We start from the raw sequence: 24,632 nt of genomic DNA, 5'->3' as shown, positions 1-24,632 counted from the left end.
TTATGTGTATGAACAATGGATTACTTCACAACACCATCTTGTTGATATCGAGGGGATCGTGGTCCATAGAGCAAGCCCAAACCAGGATTATGCTGAGTTGGTGTAAATAATTGCATATTTACAATCGTTGCTAAAGGATAAGCACGATCACTTAAACTACCCGCAATTTGTTCAACCAATGCCCCAACAAGTGCAGTGAGTAAATCATTGTTGCCATTATTACTGGATTGAACTGCCTTTTTCTCACCTGTCCAAAGCGTCTCATTGGTTTTTAAATCAACTAGCTTTGCCTCTACACTCACCGTCGCAACACTTTGGATGACTTGATATTTAGAGCCATATTCTTTAATTCGAATATAAAGTGCAGCATCAGCACCAAAAATTTCGTGTAATTTCTGAGTCGGAATGCTTTGAGCATCATGACCATTGGTCACACCATTCTCTTTAAACATCGAATCAACCACAGAAATTGGAAAGACGTAATATCCTGCTTCAGCAACAGGTGTAATCACAGTTGGCCAATAGCTATAGGTTGCCTTCACATCTGGGGAATCATTGACAGGCGGTAACACTAAAATTGATTTTGGCATATGCTGCTTATACACAGTCATATCTTTATTCACTGCAGGAGAGGATGCACAGCCCGTAAACACCAAACCTGTGAGCAAAAGACTCGCAACTAAAAACGTCTTGATCATGGCTGTGTCGATCCTACATTGGCATTCATTTTCTGCAACAAACGATCCATCAACACTGTTGATTCTGGATAAACTTGTCGTTCCAATTGGAAATATTCAACTGATTTTTGCGCATTGTTCTGTTGTAAAAATAACAACCCTAAATGTGCATAGAGTCCGGGTGGAACAGCCAAATTTTTCGCTTTTGCTTTTTCTATTTCCGCTTCCAACTTGATGATTTGTGCATTGGGTGTGGCTTTTTCTGGCGCGTTATACATCAAATAAGTCTGTTGCGTATAAGACCCCCAACTGTATAAAGGTTGAGGTCCAGCAGCACAGCCAACCAATCCAATACTCATCAGACTGGTGAAAAGAATTTTTTTCATTTTACAGCGACCCTGTCTTATTGTGCAGTCCAACGGTTATTCTGAATATCAGTAACCAAATTGTTGACTGCTTCACGTACCGCTAAATCAAGTACCTTACCGTTCAAGGTTGAGTCATAAGAAGCTGTAGAACCAAAACCAAGTACTTCGCGCGCGCTCAATGCATATTCGCCCGCACCCTGCACTGAATGCACGATCTCTGATGTTTTCACATCCACAATATTCAAGTTCACTTTGGCATAAGAAATTTGTTGTTTACCTCGTCCCAAAATCCCAAATAATTGCTGATCACCAACTTCTTTGCGGCCGAACTCAGATACATCACCTGTGAGCACATAACGCGCGCCTTTGATCGCTTGAGTGGTATTGCTATAGCCTACTTCTTGCTTGAGTTCAGACAAGTTATCGCGGTTTAAAACCGAGAAATAACCAGTTTGCTGTAGGTGAGTTTCTAAAATGGTTTTCGCCTGTCCACCAAGACGATCGACATTGTCCGAGAATATTCCTCTCATATAACTTGAACGATTATCAAACTTACCAATCGAAACAGGTACTTTCGTTCCGTTATATTTAATTTGTTGTACCGCTGCCGTCACTTGTGGGCTTTGAATTGACTTTGATGTTTCTGTGGTTGAACAGGCCATTAAGCCTAAAGAACTAAATGCCGCAATCGCTAATAATTTTTTCATTGTTGCTCAATCAAAATAAAGATAAAAAACCGTAAAATTATAGCTTAAAAACGATTAAGCACCTAACACTTTACAATTCAAGCATCCATTTAAATCAGAACAAATCATTTTATAATCCAAGCAATTAGATCGACTTAATCGAGACTATTCGCAAAATCGCAAACCAACCCCAGCAATCGTAAAAATATAATGTGGCGTTGCGGCAGAATCACCAATTTTAGTTCTAAGCTTTTTCAGCAAAATTCTGAGATAGTGGGTATCTTCTTCATGGGTGATGCCCCACAACTCATTCATAATTTGTTTTTGCGTCACTATTTTGCCTTGGTGGCGGATCAACAATGCAAAAAGCTGAAATTCTTTTTTGGTTAAAACGATTTCCTCACCAGCAAGTTTCACGACATGCTCAGCGACATCGACAAATAATTGCCCATCATTAAAAATGATATTGTGTTCTGATTGCTGTGATTTATTACGAAACAATACACGGATTCGAGCGCATAACTCCTGAATACTAAATGGTTTGGTCACATAGTCATTGGCACCCGCATCCAGTAGCTTAATTTTTTGATTTTCATCGGGTCGTGCTGAAAGAACAATGACTGGAATATCGGACCATTGCCTCATTTCAGTTAAAACAGCTTGCCCTTCCATATCAGGCAGGCCTAAATCCAAAATCAATAAATCTGCACCGCGAGTTGCTAATGTTTCCAACCCTTTCATACCAGTTTCAGCAACATGCACCTGATAACCTTGAGCACGTAAGGCGATATCTAGAAATTTTCTGATTTGCGGTTCGTCATCAATAATAAGAACCGACGCTTGTTGATTAAATGTTTGTGGCATACAAATGATTTTAATCCTGATGTAACGGTAATCGTATTCGAATTAAGGTACCTTGACCATATGCTCCAGCATGGGCTGTAATGCTGCCCATATGGGCACCAATAATCGCTTTGACGATGGCTAGACCTAAACCTGTTCCAGTTTTACCACGATCCCCACGTTGCATGGTATAGAACATATCAAAGATTTGCTCTCGCTCATCTTCAGGAATCCCAACACCTTGATCTACGATATCTATTTGAAGTTCAGTTTCATGCTGCTGGATCTTTACTTCAATTGGAATGTCATCGGGTGAGAACTTGGCAGCATTTTCCAAAACATTGAAAATCGCCTGTTCAATCAAAGCAGGATGCACATAGAGTTGCGGCAAATCTTCGTGAAAAGACACTTCAATATTAATATTCGGCTGATAACGTTTGAGTCGTTGGGTTGCAGAACCAATCAACTCATCCACCCCAATCCAAGCTCGACTAAGCGTCAAACCTTGATGACCCAATCGCGTCATATCGAGTAAGTTTTGAATATAACGATCTAAACGTTCCCCCTCGATATGAATCGTATCCAATAAATCGTGGCGGTCAGACACCGACATCTGCTCACTATAATATTTTAAACTGTCCGCAGAACCAATCATCGCAGCCAATGGTGAGCGTAAATCATGCGAAACAGATGACAATAAGGCTGAACGTAACTTTTCAGTTTCAGCCACGACCCGAGAGTTTTCCAGCTGTAATGACAACTGTACCCGAGACACAGTTTGAGCAATATCATCAATCATCAACTCAGCCAAACGTTGTTGTTCAAAGCTGATGGTTTGGGGATGTTGGTTAAATTGAATCGCAATAACACCATATCCATCAACTAAATGAACTGGATTGAACCACCATTCGGACTGAGTCAATGTATTGGTAAAACGTCCGCAAGGTTTAGCATTTTTTTGTGTCCAGTCTGCTGCGATTTGATCTTTGTCATTCAACAAAGAAGCTGTATCGCCTAACTCTTGAGTCCCTATTCTCAACCAAACTGCTGCATTTAAAGCGCTTTCTAAATGTTGTTTCGCCACATTTAAAACTTGCTCAATATCAACACAACTTGAGAGCTTCCTTTCCAGTTCTTGGAGTTGTAAGGAAACTGAATTTGCAGCACGTAAACTCAATACTTGAGCACGTAACTGATTTGCCAAACGTCCAACCAATAATGCCGTGACGATAAATGTCACAATCGTAATCACACCACGTTCGGCACTGATTCTAAACGTATAGCGAGGGTCAATAAAAAAGTAGTTATAAAGTAAAAAACAAATAAATACCGTTGCAAGAGTAATCACCATCCGCGCTCGCATAGCGACCAAAAGTACGGTAACAATAAAAATTAAAGCTAAATCACTATAACCAATAAATCGGTCACTCACGACCGCAGCAAAAAAACCAAGGAGAATGATAAAAATACTTTCAATCACTTCACGTTGATTAAAAGCGAAACCTTGCTCGAAAAATGATTTACTTGAAGCATCCCCGTGCTGTTGATGATCATTCTGCCTATCCTTCAACGGCTGAACAAAAGTGATCTCAAAAGGATGCTGTTTTTCTAAGAGTTGATCCGCAATATGATCTGAAAATAGTCGCTGCCAAACTGATTTTTTGGGACTTTTACCGAGTAAAATATTCGATGCACCGTAATCATAAGCCGCTTGTAAAATACTTGAGGCGATATGATTGCTATAGAGCAGATAAGTATCTGCACCTAACTTACGTGCCAAATTAAAGGCTTTAGTGACTGCAAAGGTTTGCGTGTCTTGATATCGACTCTTTTGAATCGACATCACGCTCCACGTTGCATTCCGTCTTTCTGCGATACGATGTGCTCGTCTGACCAAATCCTCTGAAAACTCTGAACCATCAATCGCCAGCATGACATGATTTTGGATCGGAATAATTTGCCCTTGAGCAACAAACTTTTCTCGATAATCAATTTCCACTTGTCCAGCGACAGTTTGAATTGCTAAATCACGTAACGCAGTCAAATGTGCTGGCTTAAAAAAACCTTGCAAAGCATGCGGTGCAACATCTGCTCTATAAATTTTGCCGTGATTCATCCGTTCCAACAATTCTGGAACGGGCAAATCAACCAAGCGAATATCTTTCAGACGTTTCAATAACGCATCGGGAACTGTTTCACTGACTCGAATCCCTGTGATTTGATAGACCACATCATTCAAACTTTCGAGATGCTGGATATTCAAAGTGCTATATACATCAATACCAGCATCAAGTAATTCATTGACATCTTGCCAACGATATTCATGGCGACTATTGGGTACATTACGATGTGCCAATTCATCAACCAACACAATTTCAGGTTTTAAACTCAGTATGTGATCGAGATCCATCTCATCCAAAGTTCGATCCTGATATTCAACATTCTTCCTTGGTATAACATTGAGCCCCTGAATCAAGCGTTCCGTATCAGATCGACCATGTGTTTCCACCACGCCCACAACCACATGATGACCTTGTTGCATCAACTCATGTGCTCGGGTCAGCATGGCATAGGTTTTACCCACACCGGGCGCTGCACCCAAGAAAATGGTTAAACGTCCAGATTGTTCACGCTGACTATGTGCCAACCATGCATCAGCTTTATTGTTACGGTCGATCTGCATAAAGTTTGCTCTATCAACGTGGTGTAGAAGATAATTGATCTAATGCCAAGTTTAGCTGAAGTACATTTACTCGTGCTTGCCCATATATCCCCCATTGAGCAGGTTGAATATGTTGTTTGACCAGATTAGTAACCTCTTGCTCAGCTAAATGGTGTTGTTCAGCCACACGTTTGACCTGTAATAACGCACTCTCAGGTGAGATATCAGGATCAATCCCACTTCCCGAAGCAGTGATCATCTCATTCGGCACTTGCTCTGCCGTCGTATGATTGTGTTGCGCAAACTGTGCTGTTCTTTCTTTTATTTGCTGATGTAATTCAGGATTTGAAACAGCCAAATTACTTCCCCCAACCGCAAACGCATCATAAGCAATAGCACTAGGACGAGCGTGAAAATAGCGATCACTCACAAAAGACTGTCCAACCAAGCTTGATCCTACAATTTTACCATTCGTAGTAATTAAACTACCATTCGCCTGCGTTGGAAATATGAGCTGTGCAATCGAGACACTCGCACTGCAATACAGCGCACCAGCAATCAGGAATCCAACCATAACCAAACCAAGGCTAGGACGGAGTAACGACTGAGACTCAATCATTGATGGAAGTTTTTCTAATGTATTCATTTCACACTCCTAAATCCACAACGAAACAACAAGATCAATCAGCTTGATTGCAATGAATGGAAATACCACCCCACCGACACCATAAATCAGCATATTACGACGGAGTAATTGCAAAGCACTCGCTGGCTTGAATTGCACCCCTTTGAGTGCAAGTGGAATCAACATTGGAATAATGAGTGCATTAAAGATCAAAGCAGAAATAACAGCACTGCTTGGACTACTCAATTGTAAAATGTTGAGCACTTCAAGTTGAGGGATTGCCACGGCGAACAATGCAGGCAAGATAACGAAGTATTTAGATACATCATTTGCCAAAGAGAATGTGGTTAACGCACCTCTTGTGATCAATTGTTGCTTACCAATTTCAACCACATCTAACAGTTTGGTCGGATCAGAATCCAAGTCCACCATATTGCCAGCTTCTTTAGCGGCTTGCGTACCTGAATTCATTGCTAAACCAATATCGGCTTGCGCCAAAGCAGGTGCATCATTGGTACCATCCCCCACCATGGCCACCAACTTACCAGCAGCTTGCTCTTTACGAATACAGTTCAGCTTATCTTCTGGTTTAGCTTCGGCAATATAGTCGTCAACCCCAGCTTCAGCAGCAATTGCGGCGGCAGTTAAAGGATTATCCCCTGTCACCATAATGGTTTTAATGCCCATCTCACGTAGCAAAGCAAAACGCTCTTTAATCCCAGGCTTAATCACATCAGACAGCTCAATCACACCGAGGATCATTTCACGATCAATCACCACCAAAGGTGTTGCACCTTTACGAGCAACTGTTTCGACTACTTGCTTTAACTCAGCTTGAATCGTTTGATTTTGATAAGGTAATTGAATAATTGCATCATAAGATCCCTTACGAATCTGGCGATTTTCTGCCAAGTCCACACCTGAAATACGCGTCTGAGCACTAAAGGGAATAAACTGCATTTCAATCTCAGAAGAATGAACCTGTTCACCTTGTTCTTGTGCCAGTTTAACAATCGACTTACCTTCAGGCGTTGGATCAGCTAAAGATGATAAGACTGCGGCTTGACGTAAGTTTTGAATCGCAACACCCTTGAGTGGATAAAATGCGGTTGCTTGACGGTCGCCATAGGTAATCGTGCCAGTTTTATCTAACAGCAACACATCAATATCGCCTGCCACCTCAACTGCTTTTCCTGACTTTGCCAATACATTGGCTTTTAATGCGCGGTTCATCCCTGCAATCCCAATTGCAGGCAATAATCCACCAATCGTCGTCGGAATCAAACACACCAACAAAGCAATCAATAACACAAGACTAATCTTGATTCCCACCATTGAACCAATGAACGGTAGTGTTGCAACCACCACCACAAAAGTTATGGTCATAATGTTGAGCAAGATACTCAGTGCTATTTCATTCGGTGTTTTCTGACGGTTGGCACCTTCGACCAAAGCAATCATTCGATCTAGAAAGCTATGACCAGCTTCATTACTAACTCGAATAATAATTTGATCAGATAATACCTTCGTTCCTCCGATCACCCCTGAACGATCAGTATCTGCTTCACGGAGTACAGGCGCAGATTCACCAGTTACGGCTGATTCATTAATGGTGGCGAAACCTCGGATAATTTCTCCATCAGCAGGCACAATTTCACCTGCCTTGACCACGACTAAATCATCTTTTTTAAGTAAATTTGCAGATATGACATGTGGAGTCGCATTGAGGTCTGCGATTCGATTTGCAGTTAAATTCTCACGAGCTTGACGCAATGAAGCAGCTTGCCCCCGTCCTTTGGCCTCTGCAACAGCTTCTGCATAATTGGCAAATAACACCGTCACCAATAAAATCAAAGTCAGCAATAGACCAAAGCCTAAACTGGTACTTCCCATTAAAGTTGCAATAACAGTTAAAACAGTCCCCACCCATACACACGCCATCACAGGGTTTTTAAATGCATGTTGCGGCAGCAATTTATAAAAGGTTTGCTGAATAATTGCTTTATTCAAAATATCCATTTGTGTCGCATTTGAATGATTCATTGAGCTTGCTCCACTAGATGTTTACAGATAAATAATCAGCAATTGGTCCAATCACCAACACTGGCATAAATTGCAATAACGTGAGGATCAATACAATTGCGATCAACGTCAGCGCAAATGTAGGCGACTCAATCTGTAAAGAACCTTTGCTTTCTCCAGCTTGCGGTTTGGTTGCCAAGCTCACGGCGATTAAAACAGGGACAATCAATACGCTATAGCGCCCTGCTAACAATGCGACACTCGCACTGAGATTCCACCACAAGCTGTCATCGCCCAGTCCCTCAAAACCAGAACCATTGTTGGCATAAGCAGAGACATACTCATAAAACACTTGGCTGATTCCATGGAATGCAGGGTTTGAATTGCCTGTCAACGAAGGAAATGCGATTGCAATTGCAGTTAACCCAAGAATCACAACAGGCTGTAATAGGATCACAAATGCTAAAAGTTTAATTTCAGTGACTTCAATTTTTCGCCCAAATAACTCTGGAGAGCGCCCTGTCATTAAGCCTGCAATAAAAACGGCTAAGAACAGATAAATAAAGAACTGCAATAGACCACAACCGATCCCCCCCCAAATCGCATTAATCAACATATTGCATAGCTCTAGCAAACCCGTCAGAGGGGAAGCAGAATCATGCATCATATTGACAGAGCCATTATTTACTTGTGTGGTCAAGCTGCCCCACAACGCGGATGCATCAGCGCCAAAACGGACTTCTTTCCCTTCCATCAATGCTGAGTTTGCAAGCAAAGATGATTTTTCAGTCCACAATGTCAACGAGGCAGAAGCAACTGACATCAATAACATCGTTCCGAAAATCATCCACATCAATTTCCGACGTTGGACAAAACGCCCGACCATAAACACCACAGATAATGGAATCAATAGGATTGCAATCATTGCAAGAACATTTGAAAGTGGAGTTGGGTTTTCTAAAGGCACACTGCTGTTTGGACCATACCAACCACCACCATTACTCCCTAATTGCTTAATCGCAACCATCGGTGCCACTGGGCCAAGAGGGATACGTTGAGTTTGGACTTCTGCTGATTGATCCAAAACTTGTACAGTCGGGCCAGCAGAAAGCGTTGCTGGAACGCCTTGAAAGGTGAGCAATAAAGAGAAAATAAATGCTAAAGGAATAAAAAACCGAAATAATGGACGAATAATATCCATCCAAAAATTACCCAGATTAATATTCTTCCATGTCTTTTTCTCTGAGCTTTCTGTTTGACTCGGCTGTAAGAATAATGCTCTTAACATTGCCACTAATAGTGCCAATCCCATTAAAGGTGACAAGTATTGCAGCCCCACGATCACTGTCATTTGTGATAAATAAGAAAGCTGTGCTTGTCCAGAATAATGCTGCTGATTGGTATTGGTCAGGAACGAAATCGCAGTATGTAACGCCAAATCCCAATTCATATTTGGAATATGATCAGGATTCAGTGGTAACCAAGCTTGTGTCATTAAAATGGTGACACTGGTCACCAACAATAAAATATTACTCAGAACAAAGGCTGCCAAATATTGGCGCCAATTCATTCCAACTTGTTTTACATTGAGAACAGTATAAATGGGCTGCTCTATCCATTTAAAAAATCGGTCGCTTCGCATCGGTTTTGCTTGCATCACATCGGCGAGATAGCGTCCTAAGGGATACGCTAGAAGCAATGCAAACATAAATACGGAAATAAATTCCCACATAGGTAATGCCATAAAAAAATAGTTCGGCATAAGTATGGAAATTGAGTGCGTAAATTCTCTATATTGAAAAAAGACAGATGCGTAAATTTTGCGTAAACTTATTTACTGCACACCTAAATCACCCGATAGCGCAATTAAAATAACTGTATTGAAAAAATTTCCTATTTATTACAAAAAATCTTTGACCTTAAAAAAAATATTTTTCTTAAAAATGCAAAAAAAAATATACTCCTCCAAAAAAAATAATTTATATTTTTCATGATTTTATTAATAAAAACACAGATGTATAAAATATATATAGATTATTTTCCGTTCATTTTCATGTAAAAAATCGTACTGAATAGTTCATTTAGAACATTTACTCTTATTTTAATTATGGTATTTTTGTTACATGAAGTTATAGCCAATCACAATAGACAACTGTTTTGTTGTTAATTCATAGCTTCTCAACACTTAAGAATCTTAAAAGTTCAAGGAAAGATTTAAAATGAAATTAAAACACCTTAGCACTGCAATGATCTTAGCAACGTTACCTGCAACTGGAGTTTTTGCAGCGGCGTTAGACCGTTCGGGTCAGTCTATGTCTGCTTTTTTACAACCAGGTAATTATTTTGAAGCTGGAATTTCAATTCTAGATCCGACGGTAGAAGGACAAGAAGCTGGGGAATCTACTAGTAAACGTAAAATTGACGATATGGCGGGAGATTATTTTTTCCCTGGTGCGGCTTTAAAACTTCAATTAACAGATAAGTTCTCTTTCGGTTTACTCTACGACCAACCATTTGGTGCAGATGCTGCATATACTGGTAATAATGTGTTTGTTTCTAGTCCATCAGATACAATTTTAGCTCAAGATAGATTAGATGTTATTCGCCAATCAACTATCGACACTCAATTCAACAATCTTTCTGCTCAACAACGTGTTGGTGCTGCATTAACAGCACAAGGTGTTGACTTAACTACTCCAGCAGGTCAACAACAGTTAGCAGCCACTTTAGCTCAATATAATACAAGTGATGCTGTCAAAAATCAGATCGATACAGCCGTTAAACAAGGTGTAACAAACTTAGTTGATCAAGGTTTACAGCAAGTTAACGGTTTACTTGGAGAAGGAAATACCAAAGTAAAAGTAGACTCACAGAATTTATCTATGATTTTTGGTTTCCAGCCTAATAAAAACCTTAACTTTTATGCTGGTGGCGTATATCAAACAGTAAAAGGCTCCGTGAATCTTCGTGGTCAAGCTTATAGTATCTACAATGGCTATGATGCAAACATCAAAGAGACTGGCGGTGTGGGATGGCTTGCAGGTGCAGCGTATCAAATTCCTGAAATTGCACTTAAAGCATCGGTTACTTACCGCTCTGAGATAGATCATAAAGTTGATATAAATGAGACGCTTCCAACTTTACCTGCTTTAAATCTATTAGGTAAAGGTGATGCTATCGATGTGATTAACAACAGCTCTGAAAAAACAAAAATTACAACTCCACAATCTGTCAACCTTGATTTCCAATCGGGAATCATGGCCAACACCGTAGCATTTGCCAATGTACGTTGGGTGAACTGGAAAGACTTCTCGATCCAACCATATAAGTTTGGTTTATTGTCAAAACAGATTGGTGAAGCTGTAAATCGCCCTAATGGTTTCAATTTAGTAGAATATTCTGAGGACCAATGGACAGTAAACGCAGGTGTTGGTCGCAAACTCAGCGAACAATGGGCGGGTAACGTTTCTGTGGGTTGGGATTCTGGCGCAGGTAACCCAATTACGACTTTAGGTCCAACTGATGGTTATTGGAATGTTGGTTTAGGTGTGCAGTACAGCCCTACCCCAGCAACCTTTATTGCAGGTGGTGTGAAGTACTTCTGGTTAGGCGATGCTAAAGCTCAAACTGGCGCTCAAGCGGGTAGCAATGATTATGTTGCGAAGTTTGAGGACAACAATGCAATCGCTTATGGCTTAAAAATCGGTTACCGTTTCTAATCCATATCAACGAAAAAAGGCCGTCATAAGACGGTCTTTTTTTTCTCATAATTTACCGTTAAATAAAAAAATTAGAGTGAATAATCTATAAACCCCTATAACTCAACACCTTTCCATGACTTTAGCAGTTCATTTATTGACATTTGTAAAATATTTCGGCTTCCCAAAATTATGTTACTTTCCGCGGCATTCTTGTTATACCGTGATATGAGAGAAAAATATCAATGAAGCTGCATGCCATTCAAAAAGCTGTATTACTCAGTTTACTACCAACGACCTCAGCCTTTGCTGCTGCATTAGATCGTTCGGGTCAGTCAATCGCTGCATTTTTACAGCCAGACAACTATTTTGAAGCGGGTATTACCTTTCTGAGCGCAGATGTTTCAGGAAAAGATATTTCACAAAACTCTACGGGTGATATGGCAAACCAGTATTACTCACCAAGCGCTGCATTAAAAATTCAAGCAACTAAGCATTTTTCTATTGGTCTACTCTATGATCATCCTTATGGTGCTGATGCTGAATATCACGGTCAAAACAATTTTGTTGAAAATCGGCCAGTACCTTTTAACGGCAGAACATCGGTTACGGTAAGTACCGAAAATTTAAATTTACTCTTTGGATATCAGCCAAATCAAAACTGGAACGTTTATGCAGGTGCGGTTTATCAAACCTTAGACAGTACCGTATTATTACGTGGCACTAGCTATAGCGCATACAATGGCTATGATTTTAAAACAGGTAAAGATGAAGCAGTGGGTTGGTTGGCTGGTGTCGCTTATCAACTTCCTGAAATCGCACTGAAAGCATCTCTCACCTACCGTGCCAAGATCAAGCATGAAATGAATGCATATGAAAAGCATAATGCTGCTGGAATGACTGGCAACCCGATATTTGATGCGATGTTAAACGACATTAATAATGCACAAGGTACAACAGAAATTATCACCCCTCAATCCATCAACCTCGATTTACAAACAGGGATTATGGAAAATACCATTGCATTTGCGAACATTCGCTGGGTGAACTGGAAAGACTTTGCTATTCGTCCTTATAAGTTTGGTGAAGCCTCTGTGTTAGCACCAATCATTGCCTCAACAGGCAAAAAAGAGGGTTTTGATCTTGTCGCTTATACCGATGATCAATATTCGGTTACTGCTGGTGTAGGACGTAAACTGAATGATCAATGGGCAGGCAATCTATCTGTCGGTTGGGACTCTGGTGCAGGTAATCCAGTCACCACACTTGGACCAACAGAAGGTTATTGGAATGTAGGCCTAGGTGTTCAATACAGCCCTGCTACAAACTACTTCATCGCAGGTGGCGTAAAATATTTCTGGTTAGGTGATGCCAAAGCACAATCAGGTTCTCAATTTGATACACCTAATTATATCGCCGAGTTTAACAATAACGATGCGATCGCTTACGGCCTGAAAATTGGTTATAAGTTCTAATTGCGTTTGATAAAACAAAAGGCGCTTGATGCGCCTTTTGTTTTATACATTTTTCACGCGATGGTGAAAAAACACATATTATTCTGGAATATTGCGTTGCGATACTGAACGAATTGCTTGCTTCAATGCTTCATAACCATGAAGTGGTGGAAATTGTGGAAACTCAGCGATCACATTGTCTGGTGCATCAAATAAGAAACCATGATCTGCTTCGCCCAACATCGTAGTATCGTTATAAGAATCGCCCGCTGCGATTACACGGAAATTCAAACCATGTAATGCTTTGACTGCTTGACGTTTTTGATCAGGTTGACGCAATTTATACGCGGTAATCATGCCATTTTCATCTGTCTCTAATTTATGACAGAAAATAGTTGGCCAACCAAGTTGCTTCATCAACGGGTGCGCAAACTCATAGAAAGTATCAGACAAAATGATCAGTTGAAAATGAGTACTCACCCATTCAACAAACTCCTTCGCCCCTTCAAAAGGCCCCATATCAGCAATCACAGCCTGAATATCGCTTAAACCCAGACCATGTTGTTTTAAGATATTTAGACGTTGTGTCATAAGCACATCATAGTCTGGAATATCACGCGTGGTCGCTTCGAGTTCTTTAATCCCTGTTTTTTTTGCAAAATTAATCCAGATTTCTGGAACTAAAACCCCTTCAAGATCTAGGCATACGATTTCCATGAATGCGTCCAATGTTGGTTAAAAATTGCTGTATCATACCATTAACATTTTCAATTTTTTGCGCTGTTGTTGAATAAAACGACTTTATTCTGCAAGATTAAAGTTGACGGCAAGCCCTCCGCTTTGCTTAGAATGATTTACAATTATGCCCAAGCCTATCGCCAGGAACATTCATGACTGTTATTCCGACTATTGACCTTGTAGATGCTCTCGCTGCTGACTATGCAGATAAATCGCCACGAGAAATATTAGAACTCGCTTTAAGCCAATCAGGTGAAATCGCCATTTCTTTTTCAGGCGCCGAAGATGTTGTATTGATTGATATCGCATCTCGTATTGGTAAACCCTTCCGTGTATTTAGTTTAGATACTGGGCGCTTACATGCCGAGACGTATCAGTTCATCGAAACTGTGCGTAAACATTACAAGATCAATATCGAAATTTGCTTTCCTGAATCAGCAGCAGTTCAGCAACTGGTAGACGAAAAAGGCTTATTTAGTTTTTTTGAAGATGGTCATCAGGAGTGTTGCGGCGTTCGTAAAGTACAGCCTTTACGTAAAAAGTTGGCAACTTTAGACGGCTGGATTACAGGTCAGCGCAAGGATCAAAGCCCAACGCGAAGTGACGTTCCAGTGGTTCAAGCCGATGTTGGTTTTTCAGGTGAAGGTAAGCAACTGATTAAATACAATCCGCTTGCGAACTGGAGCAGTGCGGATGTATGGAGTTATATCCGTATGATGGAAATCCCATACAATCCATTGCATGAGCGGGGTTTTATTTCAATTGGTTGTGAGCCGTGTACCCGTGCCGTACTTCCAAATCAGCATGAACGTGAAGGACGCTGGTGGTGGGAAGAAGCCACTCACAAAGAATGTGGCTTACACGCAGGCAATCTCAAAAAATAATCAATTACAGATTTGGTATATTAAAACCACTGATTCATCAGTGGTTTTATTTTTTATGACTGCTGTGTACAAAGTCATATTTTAACCAGAACAAACCGTATATACTCGACAGAACGGTTCAATAATTCTAATAAGAGTTATAGGGTCTGTTGACACTTCAAGGTTGAAATATCAACACTCCCTACGAGTATCTTATAAAAAATGCGACGAGAGGCTAATCTGCTATGCGCCCATTACATCCAATCGACTTCATTTTTCTTTCATTAGAAAAAAGACAGCAGCCTATGCATGTGGGTGGCCTGTTTTTATTTGAACTTCCAGAGAATGCTTCGCCGACTTTTGTCCATGACTTAGTGGAAGAAATTCGCCAATCAAAAAGCATTCCCGTTCCCCCATTTAATAACCAACTCAATGGTTTATTTTGGGGTGAGGACAATGAATTCGATTTAGATCATCATTTCAGCCATATTGCACTCCCTAAACCTGGACGTATTCGTGAATTGCTGGTCTACGTTTCACAGAAACATAGTTCACTGATTGATCGCGCAAAACCTTTATGGACCTGTGACATTATCGAAGGAATTGAAGGCAATCGCTTTGCAATGTATTTCAAAATCCATCATGCGATGGTTGACGGCATTGCGGGTATGCGTTTGATTGAAAAATCACTGTCTAAAGATCCAAATGAAAAACATGTTGTCCCTTTATGGTGTGTTGAAGGAACACGGGGTAAACGTTTAAAAGTTCCAAAACCACCCACTGTCAGCAAAATTAAAGGGTTTATAGATGGGATTAAATCTCAGCTTGAAGTCACCCCTAAGGTCATGCAAGAGTTATCTCAGACCATATTTAAAGAAATGGGCAAAAACCCAGACTACGTTTCAACCTTCCAAGCGCCACATTCAATTTTAAACCAGCGTGTAAGCTCTTCTCGTCGTTTTGCAGCCCAATCGTTTGAACTAAATCGCTTGCGTTATATTGCTAAAGTCTTGGGTGTAACGATCAATGATGTGGTACTTACCATCTGTTCAGGTGCACTACGTGAATATCTAATTAGTCAGGACAGCTTGCCCAAAAAACCGCTCATTGCCATGGTTCCTGCGTCATTACGTACTGATGATTCAGACGTCAGTAACCGTATCACTATGATTTTGGCAAATCTTGCGACCCACATTGAAAATCCAATTGAACGTTTAGAAATTATTCGTCGTAGCGTACAAAACTCTAAACAGCGTTTTAGTCGTATGACTGCTAATGAGATTCTTAATTATAGTGCTGTTGTATATGGCCCAGCTGGTTTGAATATCGTTTCAGGCATGCTACCTAAACGCCAAGCATTTAACCTTGTGATTTCTAATGTACCGGGTCCACGCGAACCTTTATATTGGAATGGTGCGAGACTAGATGCTCTCTACCCTGCTTCGATCGTCATGGATGGCCAAGCCCTGAATATCACCTTGACCAGTTATCTTGATAAGCTTGAGGTTGGACTGATTGCATGTCGTAATGCATTGCCTAAAATGCAAAACTTACTCACGCATTTGGAAGAAGAGATTCAACGTTTTGAACAAACAATTCAAGAAGTAGAAAAGCAGAAAATTGCGAATTAAACCTTCTAAAAACTAAGGGGCTTATCATGGCCCCTTATTTTTTAATGGTACGGCAACGTTGTAACAGTTGATGGCAGGCAGAGCGAATCATGGCCGTGGTAATTGGAACTTCTTTACCTTGGCTATCTACCATATAACATGTATTTACAGGTGTGCTGTCCAAAACATGCTTAAAACCGTGACTCACTAATCTTTTACTAACATTCATATTATATACCTCATTATATTTGCTAAGGCACTGGAAAATGCCTATGGCTAATCTTATGGTTCTAGTATTTAAAATTCATGATAGAAAGTAAAATTTCAGTTGTAACAAGGATTAAGCGAAATCTTGTTACAACTTTAGCTTAAAATGATATCGTATTGCTCTTGCGTATATAAATTTTCCACTTGGAATTTTATGACACGGTTCACAAAATGCTCCAAATCCGCCACGGCTGGGGCTTCTGCTGTTAAGAGCCGATCAATCACTGCTGGATGTGCAACGACAGTAAAGCCACCCTTGGAATCAAATGCACGGGCATATCGCATGATCTCACGAAATATTTCGTAACACACTGTCTCTGCTGTTTTCACATATCCCCGTCCTTGACAGGTTGGACAGGATTCACAAAGCAAATGTTCTAAAGATTCACGTGTACGTTTACGTGTCATTTCCACTAAACCAAGCTCTGAAACTTGGGTAATTTTGGTCTTCGCATGATCGCGTTCGAGCATTTTCTCAAACTGACGCATCACCTCTTCGCGATGCCCTGCTTCCTGCATATCAATAAAATCAATGATTAGAATGCCGCCCAAATTACGCAAGCGTAATTGACGACTAATCACTTGCGTGGCTTCCATATTGGTTTTAAAAACAGTATCTTCTAAGCTTCGACCACCGACATAAGAACCCGTATTGACATCAATCGTGGTCATTGCCTCCGTCTGGTCGATCATCAAATACCCCCCAGATTTAAGCGCAACGCGTGTCTGTAGGGCTTTTTGGATGTCTTCTTCGACGTTATACAAGTCAAATAATGGTTTTTCCCCCGGATAATGAATCAGGCGGTTTTTGATCATCGGTACAAACTCATCGACAAACTCGCTGAGCTTGGCATGAATTTCACGTGAATCGACATAGATTTTGGTGGTTTCACCACTTGCTAGATCACGTACAATCCGTTGTGGGAGGGGTAATTCTTCAAAAATGATTTCTGGTGTCGCCACTTCTTTTTGTTTGCGTTGAATATATTCCCAAAGTTTACTTAGATAATTCATATCTTGGGCGATTGCGGCTTCATCAACGCCTTCTGCCGCAGTACGAACAATCACACTACCTGGGAGAAGATGTTCTTCCTGAATATGCTCAATGATGCCACGCAGTCGATCTCGCTCTTCTTCAGATTCGATACGCTGAGATACCCCAATATGATTGCCATAAGGCATGAGTACGAGATAGCGCGATGGGATGGAAAGATCAGTACTTAAACGCGCTCCTTTGGTCCCCAACATATCTTTCATGACTTGAACCGTAAGCATTTGCCCCGGATGCAAAAGTTCAAAAACATTTGGGGTTGGCTGTGAACGCGGCCAGACCATATCATTGATATGTAAAAAGGCAGTTCTTGATAGACCGATATCCACAAAAGCAGCCTGCATACCGGGCAATACCCGTACAACTTTACCTTTGTAAATATTACCGACCAACCCGCGTTTTACTGTACGTTCAACAAATAGCTCATTGACCGTACCATTTTCGATTAAAGCCACACGACATTCCATCGGTGTGACGTTAATTAGCAACTCTTCAGCCATAACCAACTCAAAACTTTATAAAAATTCTTATATCCGAAAGTATCAGCGAAATGCCTTTATGCTTTCTAATAACTGTGCTGTTTCATGCAAAGGTAAACCAACAACATTGCTATAACTGCCACGAATCTGAGGAATATATTGTGCAGCAATTCCTTGTATCGCATACGCCCCTGCTTTTCCTACTGGCTCACCCGTTGCCCAATATTTTTCCATTTCAGCATGGCTCAATACTTGTAACTCAACCTGAGTTTTTACTACTGTACTGAGCATCTTAGAGGATTTAGCGACACACAGTCCAGAAAACACATCATGCCAATGTCCTGAAAGCGCCGACCAAATTTCAAATGCATGCTGCTTAGACTCTGGTTTACCTATAATCTTTCCAGCAAAACTCAAACTGGTATCTGCAGCAATCACAACTGCTTCAGGATAACGTGTTAAAACAACTTTGGCTTTGTCTTTCGCCAAACGTTCAACATATTGCTCAACTGTTTCACCCGCTAATACCGTTTCATCCACCTCTGGACTAAAAACCTGAAAGTCCAAACCGAGTTGCTGTAACAGCTCCTGTCGACGAGGTGAGCTAGAGGCTAAAATTATATTCGCCATTTATGTAAACAATAATAAATGACAGGCCATGCGAGTATACCCGTAATGAGCGGTTGCCAATGACGTGCGATTGAGAAATGAGTACCCGCAATTGTCTGAGCCATCCATAGGAACGTAAGATGTGCAGTAATCGCAATGATGGCAATCACCCAAGAATTACCAAAGGTCAAAATTCGACGTTCACGGATAAAATATCGAGTCGAAAAACAAATCAGAACAAAACTCAGGGCATTTAAACCAAGCGGTGCATCCAACAATAAATCGACAAAGATTCCCATTGCAAATGCGAACCAAATACCACACCAAACGGGCTGATAGAGAATCCAAAATAGCATGATCATCAACATCACTGATGGTCGCCACCCCGAAGTATCATAGGCCAACGGATAGACCACCAGTACTGACCCGATCACAATGGAGATAATAATCATCCAAAGTGGATCTTTATTTGTTCTGGCATAATTTAATTTAGCGATCGGCATAAGGTTGCTCCTTTGCCAAAGACTCTGAGAACAGAACCACGACATGATGACCACTGGCCAACTGAGCAGTCGGCATGACATCAATTTCAGCAAACTCACCCGAGTTATGACGGCTGACCTTAGACACTGTTCCGACTAAGTAACCTGCTGGAAAATGTTCACCTAAACCAGAACTAAAAACTTTGTCACCCACCTTAATATTTGCACTGGTTGGAACATATTGCATTTTTAATTGTCCCAAATCCCCTGTCCCAGACACAATCGCTCGCATTCCCGTGCGCTCTAAACGTACCGATAAGGAATGTTCTTTATCTGAAAGCAACATGATTCGGGCACTATGCGGATAGACATCGATAATCTGTCCCATAATCCCTTTGTCATCTAAAACGGTCTGACCGATTTTAAGATGATCCAGCGCACCACGATTGATGATAATAATATGACGCAATGGATCTGCATCTGTACCAATCACTTCGGCGATTTGCATACGCCCATCAATAATCAATGGGGTATCAAGCAAACCACGCAATCGATTATTTTCAGCAGAAAGTTCTGAAAGTTTTTGCAAGCGAACCTGTGCTTGCAATAACTCTGCTTGCATCGCGGTATTTTCGCGGCGCAACTGAGCTTCAGACTTGGTTTGTTGATTCAGCCATTCACGCGACAGTACTGGATAACTTGCCAGCGCATAAATTGGATTATACGCAGCGTACAAGACTTCTCTGGCAGGTTGAACCACATGCGGCATGCGCCAATCAAAGAAAAGCACGACCAAACATGTGATGACCGCAATAACAAACGAACGAAAAGAGGGCGGTTTTCTTGAAAAAAGATTCGGTTGCACCGCCTATTCCTTATGAATTAACCAACAAACAGCATGTCATGGTTTGGATTGTCAAAGAACTCTAATACTTTACCTGCACCACGCGTAACACAGGTCAGCGGTTCTTCTGCCACAACGACAGGTAAGCCTGTTTCTTGCGCGATCAATTTATCGAGATTACGCAGTAATGCACCACCACCAGTCAGTACGATCCCACGCTCTGCAATATCAGATGAGAGTTCAGGCGGTGTTTGTTCAAGTGCTGATTTCACCGCACTTACAATACTTTGTAATGGATCAGTAATCGCTTGGGTAATTTCATCAGAAGTTACGGTAATGGCACGAGGAACACCTTCAGCCAAGTTACGACCACGCACTTCAATCTCAAGCGTTTTGCCATCTGCATCTGCAATCGCCATACCGACTTCTTTTTTAATGACTTCAGCAGTTGTTTCACCGATCACACAACCATGCGCTTTACGCACATAATTGATAATTTGCTCATCAAAAACATCACCACCGATACGTAGAGAGTCCGCGTAAACACAACCTTGCAATGAAATAATGGCAATTTCAGTGGTACCACCACCAACATCGACCACCATCGAACCACATGCTTGCTCAACTGGCATACCTGCGCCAATCGCAGCAGCCATTGGCTCTTCGATCAGACGAACTTCACGCGCACCTGCATTAAATACGGCTTCACGAATCGCGCGACGTTCAACCAAAGTTGATTTGCATGGTACGCAGACCACAACTTTTGGATGATTCGGAAACAAGCGTTTTTCATGTACTTTACTGATAAACTGATGCAGCATCGTTTCAGTAACTTCAAAATCAGCAATCACACCATCTTTCATGGGACGAATGGCTGAAATATTCGCTGGGGTACGGCCTAACATTTGTTTAGCATCAAGACCAACAGCAGCAACTATTTTTTGTGAACCACTGTGACGAATCGCCACAACTGTCGGTTCATTTAATATAATGCCACGGCCTGGTGCATAAATCAGTGTATTTGCAGTACCTAAATCTATGGCTAAATCCGGCGAAAACAAGCCAAGTAGTCTTTTTAGAATCACGGGGGCGTTCTCAATTAAACTTTGTGTGAATACAAGGTGGCAACTTTAACTAAATGTGATGATTTGAACAAGTCAATCGCTTATTATAACGCACGATATTTTGAATTTTTTTGATACTGAATTAGGTAAAGTTATGTCTACATCATCTGATGCGTCACAGACAGCGGATCTAAATGCGCAAACTGTATCGCAAATCGCAAATTTAGCTCGCTTATCCCTAAATGACACGCAATCTGCTGAATATGCTCAAAGTTTAAATAAAATCTTAGGTATGATGGAAACATTAAAAGGCATAAACACCGATGATGTTGAACCTTTAAAAAGTCCATTTGATCACCCACAACCCTTACGTACTGACGTTGTGAGTGAAACTAATCACCGTGATGAATACCAAGCAGTCGCTCCTGCGACAGAAGCTGGTTTGTACCTCGTTCCTCGTGTAATTGAATAATTTTTATTCGATTAGTCAATATTTTATATTTAGAATGTAAAGAAATTTTTCATATGACAGATTTACATCGCTTATCAATTCGTGAACTCTCTGAAGGCTTACAACAAGCCCAATTTTCATCACGTGAATTGACTGAACATTATTTAAAACGTATCGCCAAAATTGACACAAAAGTAAAGAGTTATGTGACGGTTACAGCAGAACAAGCTTTGGCTGAAGCGGATGCCGCTGATGCTGCACTAAAAGCTGGCAATGCATCTGTACTTGCAGGTATTCCACTGGCGCATAAAGATATTTTTTGTACCAAAGGCATTAAAACCACTGCTGGTTCAAAAATGCTGGATAACTTCATCTCCCCTTATGATGCAACTGTGGTGGCCAAAGCCAAAGCTGCGGGTCTTGTGACCTTAGGTAAGGTGAACATGGATGAATTCGCCATGGGTTCAACCTCGGAAAGCTCTTACTTTGGCGCAACAGGAAACCCTTGGGCACTTGATCATGTGCCGGGTGGTTCTTCAGGTGGCTCTGCAGCGGCTGTAGCAGCTGATCTCGCACCGATTGCTACAGGTACGGATACTGGCGGTTCAATCCGTCAACCTGCCTCATTCTGCGGTTTAACAGGCTTAAAACCGACGTATGGTCGTGTTTCTCGCTTCGGTATGATTGCCTATGCCTCATCACTAGATCAGGGCGGCCCAATGGCACGTACTGCCGAAGACTGTGCTTACTTGATGAATGTAATCGCAGGCCATGATGCCAAAGACTCAACCTCTATCAATAAAGAAGTTGATGACTACGTTGCAAACTTGAACGGTACATCGGTCAAAGGCTTACGTATTGGTATTCCAAAGCAATACTTCAACGTCTCTGGTTTAGATGCTGAGGTCAAAGCCCGTGTCGAAGAATCATTGAAAAAACTTGAGGAAATGGGCGCAAGCTTGGTTGAGATTGATCTCAACATGACTGAAGCCTATGTTCCGACCTACTACTTGATCGCACCTGCCGAAGCGTCATCGAACCTATCTCGTTTTGATGGTGTACGTTATGGCTACCGCTGTGAAAACCCTGTGGACTTGATGGACTTATACAAGCGTTCACGTTCAGAAGGTTTTGGTGCAGAAGTACAACGTCGTATTTTGATTGGTACTTATGCCCTTTCTGCTGGTTATTACGATGCATACTATGTCAAAGCACAAAAAGTACGTCGTCTGATCCAACAAGATTTCTTAAAAGCATTTGAAAATGTCGATGTGATCGCTGCGCCATCTGCGCCAACCACAGCGTATAAGATCGGTGCGAATCTCAGCCCAACTGAAATGTATTTAGGCGATATTTATACCCTCGCGGTGAACTTGGCAGGTCTGCCTGCCATTAACGCCCCTGTTGGTTTTGATAAAGAAAGCTTGCCTGTCGGCCTACAGTTGATTGGTAACTACTGGTCAGAATCACAATTGCTTTCGATTGTGCATCAATATCAACAAAACACAGACTGGCATACCAAGCGCGCTAGCGTTGCTGAGGAGACTGCATAATGACTGAAGCTCAAAAGTTGGCTAAACCAAAATCAAATCTGATTGACGGTTGGGAAGTTGTTATCGGGATCGAGATTCACACGCAGCTTGCAACCAAATCAAAAATCTTCTCAGGTTCATCGACCGAATTTGGTCAAGACCCAAATACACAAGCCAGCCTCGTTGATTTGGCGATGCCGGGTGTATTGCCTGTATTGAATGCCGAAGTGGTTAATCTTGCGATTCGCTTTGGTTTAGGGATTGATGCTTATATCGACCAAGCATCTGTGTTTGCACGTAAGAACTATTTCTACCCTGACTCTCCAAAAGGCTATCAGATCAGCCAAATGGACAATCCAATCGTCGGCTTGGGTCATATTGATATCCAACTTGAAGATGGCACGATCAAGCGCATAGGCGTTACTCGCGCGCATCTTGAAGAAGATGCAGGTAAATCTATCCATGACCAGTTTGAAGGCATGTCAGGAATCGATTTAAACCGTGCAGGTACTCCGCTACTTGAAATCGTTTCTGAACCAGATATGCGTTCGGTTGAAGAAGCGGTTGCTTATATTAAATCGATTCACACTTTAGTGCGTTGGTTGGGTATTTCTGATGGCAACATGGCCGAAGGTTCATTCCGTTGTGACTGTAACGTGTCTTTACGTCGTCCAGATCAGCCATTTGGTACACGCTGTGAGTTGAAAAACCTCAATTCATTCCGTTTCATTGAGCAAGCGATCAATGTTGAAATTGAACGCCAAATGGAAATCTTGGAATACGGCGGCAAGATCGATCAAGAAACACGTTTATTCGATCCAGTGAAAATGGAAACTCGTTCGATGCGTTCGAAAGAAGAAGCGAACGACTATCGCTACTTCCCTGACCCTGACCTGCTTCCTGTCATCATTGCTGATGAGCAGATCGAAGCGGCTCGTGCTGCACTTCCTGAGTTGCCTAAAGCGCGTCGTGCACGTTTCATCGCTGACTTTGGTGTGACTGAATACGATGCACATGTGTTGACGCTGTCACGCGAAATCGCAGACTTCTATGAAGCTGTTGTGATGGCTGCTGGCGGCGCGAAACAAGGTAAGATTGCGGCAAACTGGGTGATGGGTGAATTCTCAGGTGCTTTAAACAAAGCGGGCCTAGAATTGGTAGATTCTCCTGTTTCTGCTGAGCAACTCGGTGGCATGGTGGCACGTATTGTGGATAACACCATCAGCGGTAAGATTGCGAAGCAAGTGTTTGGCTTTATGTGGGAAGCAGAAGGCAAATCTGCAGATGACATCATTGCTGAGAAAGGCTTGAAGCAAGAAACCGATACAGGTGCGATTGAAGCGATCATCAAAGAAGTGCTTGCAGCCAATGAAAAAATGGTTGAGGAATACAAGTCTGGTAAGGAAAAAGCCTTTAACGGTCTTGTCGGTCAAGTGATGAAAGCGTCTAAGGGTAAAGCCAACCCTGCTCAAGTCAATGAATTAATGAAAAAATTGATTGGTTGATTAGTTGGCTAGTCAATTTATTTCATGATATAAAACCTCACTTAATGTGGGGTTTTATAATTTTAATACGATAAAACATCCAAACAATAAATTTTAAATTCA

At 41.4% G+C, this 24,632-nt stretch carries 22 protein-coding genes; 7 read left to right on the top strand and 15 right to left on the bottom strand.

Translation table 11 applies throughout. From position 1 onward, the window contains the following. Positions 1-20: 20 nt before the first annotated feature. From EXE30_RS09785 to kdpA, 8 genes are all read right to left on the bottom strand, one after another. Positions 21-698 (bottom strand): DUF799 domain-containing protein, encoded by a 678-nt coding sequence (locus EXE30_RS09785; protein WP_130162216.1) that lies wholly within the window; start codon positions 696-698, stop codon positions 21-23. Continuing rightward, a complete protein-coding gene (locus tag EXE30_RS09780; protein WP_130162215.1) occupies positions 695-1,063 on the bottom strand; it encodes a DUF4810 domain-containing protein in 369 nt (122 codons plus the stop codon). The genes EXE30_RS09785 and EXE30_RS09780 overlap by 4 nt, the downstream gene beginning before the upstream one ends. Before the next feature lie 17 nt (positions 1,064-1,080). Further along, positions 1,081-1,752, bottom strand: coding sequence for a CsgG/HfaB family protein (locus EXE30_RS09775; RefSeq protein ID WP_130162214.1), 672 nt, complete (start codon positions 1,750-1,752; stop codon positions 1,081-1,083). A 144-nt stretch (positions 1,753-1,896) separates the two neighbouring features. Continuing rightward, positions 1,897-2,595 carry a response regulator gene (locus EXE30_RS09770; RefSeq protein WP_005195468.1) on the bottom strand — a complete coding sequence of 233 codons (699 nt, stop codon included), beginning with the start codon at positions 2,593-2,595 and terminating at the stop codon, positions 1,897-1,899. A 10-nt stretch (positions 2,596-2,605) separates the two neighbouring features. Beyond that, positions 2,606-5,257 carry a sensor histidine kinase gene (locus EXE30_RS09765; RefSeq protein WP_130162213.1) on the bottom strand — a complete coding sequence of 884 codons (2,652 nt, stop codon included), beginning with the start codon at positions 5,255-5,257 and terminating at the stop codon, positions 2,606-2,608. 13 nt (positions 5,258-5,270) lie between these two features. Beyond that, the gene (kdpC, locus tag EXE30_RS09760; RefSeq protein ID WP_130162212.1) at positions 5,271-5,882 is read right to left on the bottom strand and encodes a potassium-transporting ATPase subunit KdpC; all 612 of its coding nucleotides are present in this window, start codon (positions 5,880-5,882) and stop codon (positions 5,271-5,273) included. Between the two features lie 9 nt (positions 5,883-5,891). After that, positions 5,892-7,904 (bottom strand): potassium-transporting ATPase subunit KdpB, encoded by a 2,013-nt coding sequence (gene kdpB, locus EXE30_RS09755; RefSeq protein WP_130162211.1) that lies wholly within the window; start codon positions 7,902-7,904, stop codon positions 5,892-5,894. A 13-nt stretch (positions 7,905-7,917) separates the two neighbouring features. Further along, entirely contained in the window at positions 7,918-9,615 is a 1,698-nt protein-coding gene (gene kdpA / locus EXE30_RS09750; protein ID WP_130162210.1) for a potassium-transporting ATPase subunit KdpA, read from the bottom strand. A 487-nt stretch (positions 9,616-10,102) separates the two neighbouring features. On the opposite strand from kdpA, the gene EXE30_RS09745 reads away from it, so the two are divergent. Both EXE30_RS09745 and EXE30_RS09740 read left to right on the top strand, forming a co-directional pair. Further along, complete coding sequence (locus tag EXE30_RS09745) at positions 10,103-11,602, top strand: outer membrane protein transport protein (protein ID WP_130162209.1); 1,500 nt, start codon at positions 10,103-10,105, stop codon at positions 11,600-11,602. A 224-nt stretch (positions 11,603-11,826) separates the two neighbouring features. Next, positions 11,827-13,056, top strand: a complete 1,230-nt coding sequence (locus EXE30_RS09740) for an OmpP1/FadL family transporter (protein WP_130162208.1) — start codon at positions 11,827-11,829, stop codon at positions 13,054-13,056. 78 nt (positions 13,057-13,134) lie between these two features. Here EXE30_RS09740 and thrH read toward each other — a convergent pair whose 3' ends face one another. Next, positions 13,135-13,752 (bottom strand): bifunctional phosphoserine phosphatase/homoserine phosphotransferase ThrH, encoded by a 618-nt coding sequence (gene thrH, locus EXE30_RS09735; RefSeq protein WP_130162207.1) that lies wholly within the window; start codon positions 13,750-13,752, stop codon positions 13,135-13,137. A 173-nt stretch (positions 13,753-13,925) separates the two neighbouring features. Between thrH and EXE30_RS09730 the strand changes: the two genes are divergently transcribed. After that, positions 13,926-14,657 (top strand): phosphoadenylyl-sulfate reductase, encoded by a 732-nt coding sequence (locus EXE30_RS09730; protein ID WP_004669347.1) that lies wholly within the window; start codon positions 13,926-13,928, stop codon positions 14,655-14,657. 224 nt (positions 14,658-14,881) lie between these two features. Further along, positions 14,882-16,267: a WS/DGAT/MGAT family O-acyltransferase gene (locus EXE30_RS09725; RefSeq protein ID WP_130162206.1), complete on the top strand. Its 1,386-nt coding sequence runs from the start codon at positions 14,882-14,884 to the stop codon at positions 16,265-16,267. 34 nt (positions 16,268-16,301) lie between these two features. On the opposite strand, the gene EXE30_RS09720 is transcribed toward EXE30_RS09725, so the two are convergent. The 6 genes from EXE30_RS09720 to EXE30_RS09695 form a co-directional block, all read right to left on the bottom strand. Continuing rightward, complete coding sequence (locus tag EXE30_RS09720) at positions 16,302-16,475, bottom strand: PA1571 family protein (RefSeq protein WP_130162205.1); 174 nt, start codon at positions 16,473-16,475, stop codon at positions 16,302-16,304. A gap of 134 nt (positions 16,476-16,609) precedes the next feature. Beyond that, entirely contained in the window at positions 16,610-18,064 is a 1,455-nt protein-coding gene (gene rng / locus EXE30_RS09715) for a ribonuclease G (protein WP_130162204.1), read from the bottom strand. 42 nt (positions 18,065-18,106) lie between these two features. After that, the gene (locus EXE30_RS09710) at positions 18,107-18,673 is read right to left on the bottom strand and encodes a Maf-like protein (protein WP_130162203.1); all 567 of its coding nucleotides are present in this window, start codon (positions 18,671-18,673) and stop codon (positions 18,107-18,109) included. Next, positions 18,661-19,155, bottom strand: coding sequence for a rod shape-determining protein MreD (mreD, locus tag EXE30_RS09705; protein WP_130162202.1), 495 nt, complete (start codon positions 19,153-19,155; stop codon positions 18,661-18,663). Before mreD ends, EXE30_RS09710 begins: the two co-directional genes overlap by 13 nt. Further along, the gene (gene mreC, locus EXE30_RS09700) at positions 19,142-19,999 is read right to left on the bottom strand and encodes a rod shape-determining protein MreC (protein WP_121928650.1); all 858 of its coding nucleotides are present in this window, start codon (positions 19,997-19,999) and stop codon (positions 19,142-19,144) included. Before mreC ends, mreD begins: the two co-directional genes overlap by 14 nt. A gap of 17 nt (positions 20,000-20,016) precedes the next feature. Then, entirely contained in the window at positions 20,017-21,063 is a 1,047-nt protein-coding gene (locus tag EXE30_RS09695) for a rod shape-determining protein (RefSeq protein WP_121928651.1), read from the bottom strand. Between the two features lie 133 nt (positions 21,064-21,196). On the opposite strand from EXE30_RS09695, the gene gatC reads away from it, so the two are divergent. Genes gatC through gatB form a run of 3 tightly spaced genes read left to right on the top strand, consistent with a single transcriptional unit; the run spans position 21,197 to position 24,530 of the window. After that, entirely contained in the window at positions 21,197-21,514 is a 318-nt protein-coding gene (gene gatC / locus EXE30_RS09690) for an Asp-tRNA(Asn)/Glu-tRNA(Gln) amidotransferase subunit GatC (RefSeq protein ID WP_004669364.1), read from the top strand. A gap of 53 nt (positions 21,515-21,567) precedes the next feature. Continuing rightward, positions 21,568-23,046: an Asp-tRNA(Asn)/Glu-tRNA(Gln) amidotransferase subunit GatA gene (gene gatA, locus EXE30_RS09685; RefSeq protein WP_130162201.1), complete on the top strand. Its 1,479-nt coding sequence runs from the start codon at positions 21,568-21,570 to the stop codon at positions 23,044-23,046. After that, on the top strand, positions 23,046-24,530 hold the full coding sequence (gene gatB / locus EXE30_RS09680; RefSeq protein ID WP_130162200.1) for an Asp-tRNA(Asn)/Glu-tRNA(Gln) amidotransferase subunit GatB: 1,485 nt from the start codon (positions 23,046-23,048) through the stop codon (positions 24,528-24,530). Before gatA ends, gatB begins: the two co-directional genes overlap by 1 nt. The last annotated feature ends 102 nt before the right edge of the window (positions 24,531-24,632 follow it).

This window comes from Acinetobacter halotolerans (assembly GCF_004208515.1).
GTDB classification, from domain to species: domain Bacteria; phylum Pseudomonadota; class Gammaproteobacteria; order Pseudomonadales; family Moraxellaceae; genus Acinetobacter; species Acinetobacter halotolerans.
Note: the sequence above shows the minus strand (reverse complement) of the source record. Positions and strands in the feature narration are given on the sequence as shown.

Coding starts and splice junctions, on each gene's coding strand:
- EXE30_RS09785 (WP_130162216.1), bottom strand. CDS start 698: ATGATCAAGACGTTTTTAGTTGCGAGTCTTTTGCTCACAGGTTTGGTG.
- EXE30_RS09780 (WP_130162215.1), bottom strand. CDS start 1,063: ATGAAAAAAATTCTTTTCACCAGTCTGATGAGTATTGGATTGGTTGGC.
- EXE30_RS09775 (WP_130162214.1), bottom strand. CDS start 1,752: ATGAAAAAATTATTAGCGATTGCGGCATTTAGTTCTTTAGGCTTAATG.
- EXE30_RS09770 (WP_005195468.1), bottom strand. CDS start 2,595: ATGCCACAAACATTTAATCAACAAGCGTCGGTTCTTATTATTGATGAC.
- EXE30_RS09765 (WP_130162213.1), bottom strand. CDS start 5,257: ATGCAGATCGACCGTAACAATAAAGCTGATGCATGGTTGGCACATAGT.
- kdpC (WP_130162212.1), bottom strand. CDS start 5,882: ATGAATACATTAGAAAAACTTCCATCAATGATTGAGTCTCAGTCGTTA.
- kdpB (WP_130162211.1), bottom strand. CDS start 7,904: ATGAATCATTCAAATGCGACACAAATGGATATTTTGAATAAAGCAATT.
- kdpA (WP_130162210.1), bottom strand. CDS start 9,615: ATGTGGGAATTTATTTCCGTATTTATGTTTGCATTGCTTCTAGCGTAT.
- EXE30_RS09745 (WP_130162209.1), top strand. CDS start 10,103: ATGAAATTAAAACACCTTAGCACTGCAATGATCTTAGCAACGTTACCT.
- EXE30_RS09740 (WP_130162208.1), top strand. CDS start 11,827: ATGAAGCTGCATGCCATTCAAAAAGCTGTATTACTCAGTTTACTACCA.
- thrH (WP_130162207.1), bottom strand. CDS start 13,752: ATGGAAATCGTATGCCTAGATCTTGAAGGGGTTTTAGTTCCAGAAATC.
- EXE30_RS09730 (WP_004669347.1), top strand. CDS start 13,926: ATGACTGTTATTCCGACTATTGACCTTGTAGATGCTCTCGCTGCTGAC.
- EXE30_RS09725 (WP_130162206.1), top strand. CDS start 14,882: ATGCGCCCATTACATCCAATCGACTTCATTTTTCTTTCATTAGAAAAA.
- EXE30_RS09720 (WP_130162205.1), bottom strand. CDS start 16,475: ATGAATGTTAGTAAAAGATTAGTGAGTCACGGTTTTAAGCATGTTTTG.
- rng (WP_130162204.1), bottom strand. CDS start 18,064: ATGGCTGAAGAGTTGCTAATTAACGTCACACCGATGGAATGTCGTGTG.
- EXE30_RS09710 (WP_130162203.1), bottom strand. CDS start 18,673: ATGGCGAATATAATTTTAGCCTCTAGCTCACCTCGTCGACAGGAGCTG.
- mreD (WP_130162202.1), bottom strand. CDS start 19,155: ATGCCGATCGCTAAATTAAATTATGCCAGAACAAATAAAGATCCACTT.
- gatC (WP_004669364.1), top strand. CDS start 21,197: ATGTCTACATCATCTGATGCGTCACAGACAGCGGATCTAAATGCGCAA.
- gatA (WP_130162201.1), top strand. CDS start 21,568: ATGACAGATTTACATCGCTTATCAATTCGTGAACTCTCTGAAGGCTTA.
- gatB (WP_130162200.1), top strand. CDS start 23,046: ATGACTGAAGCTCAAAAGTTGGCTAAACCAAAATCAAATCTGATTGAC.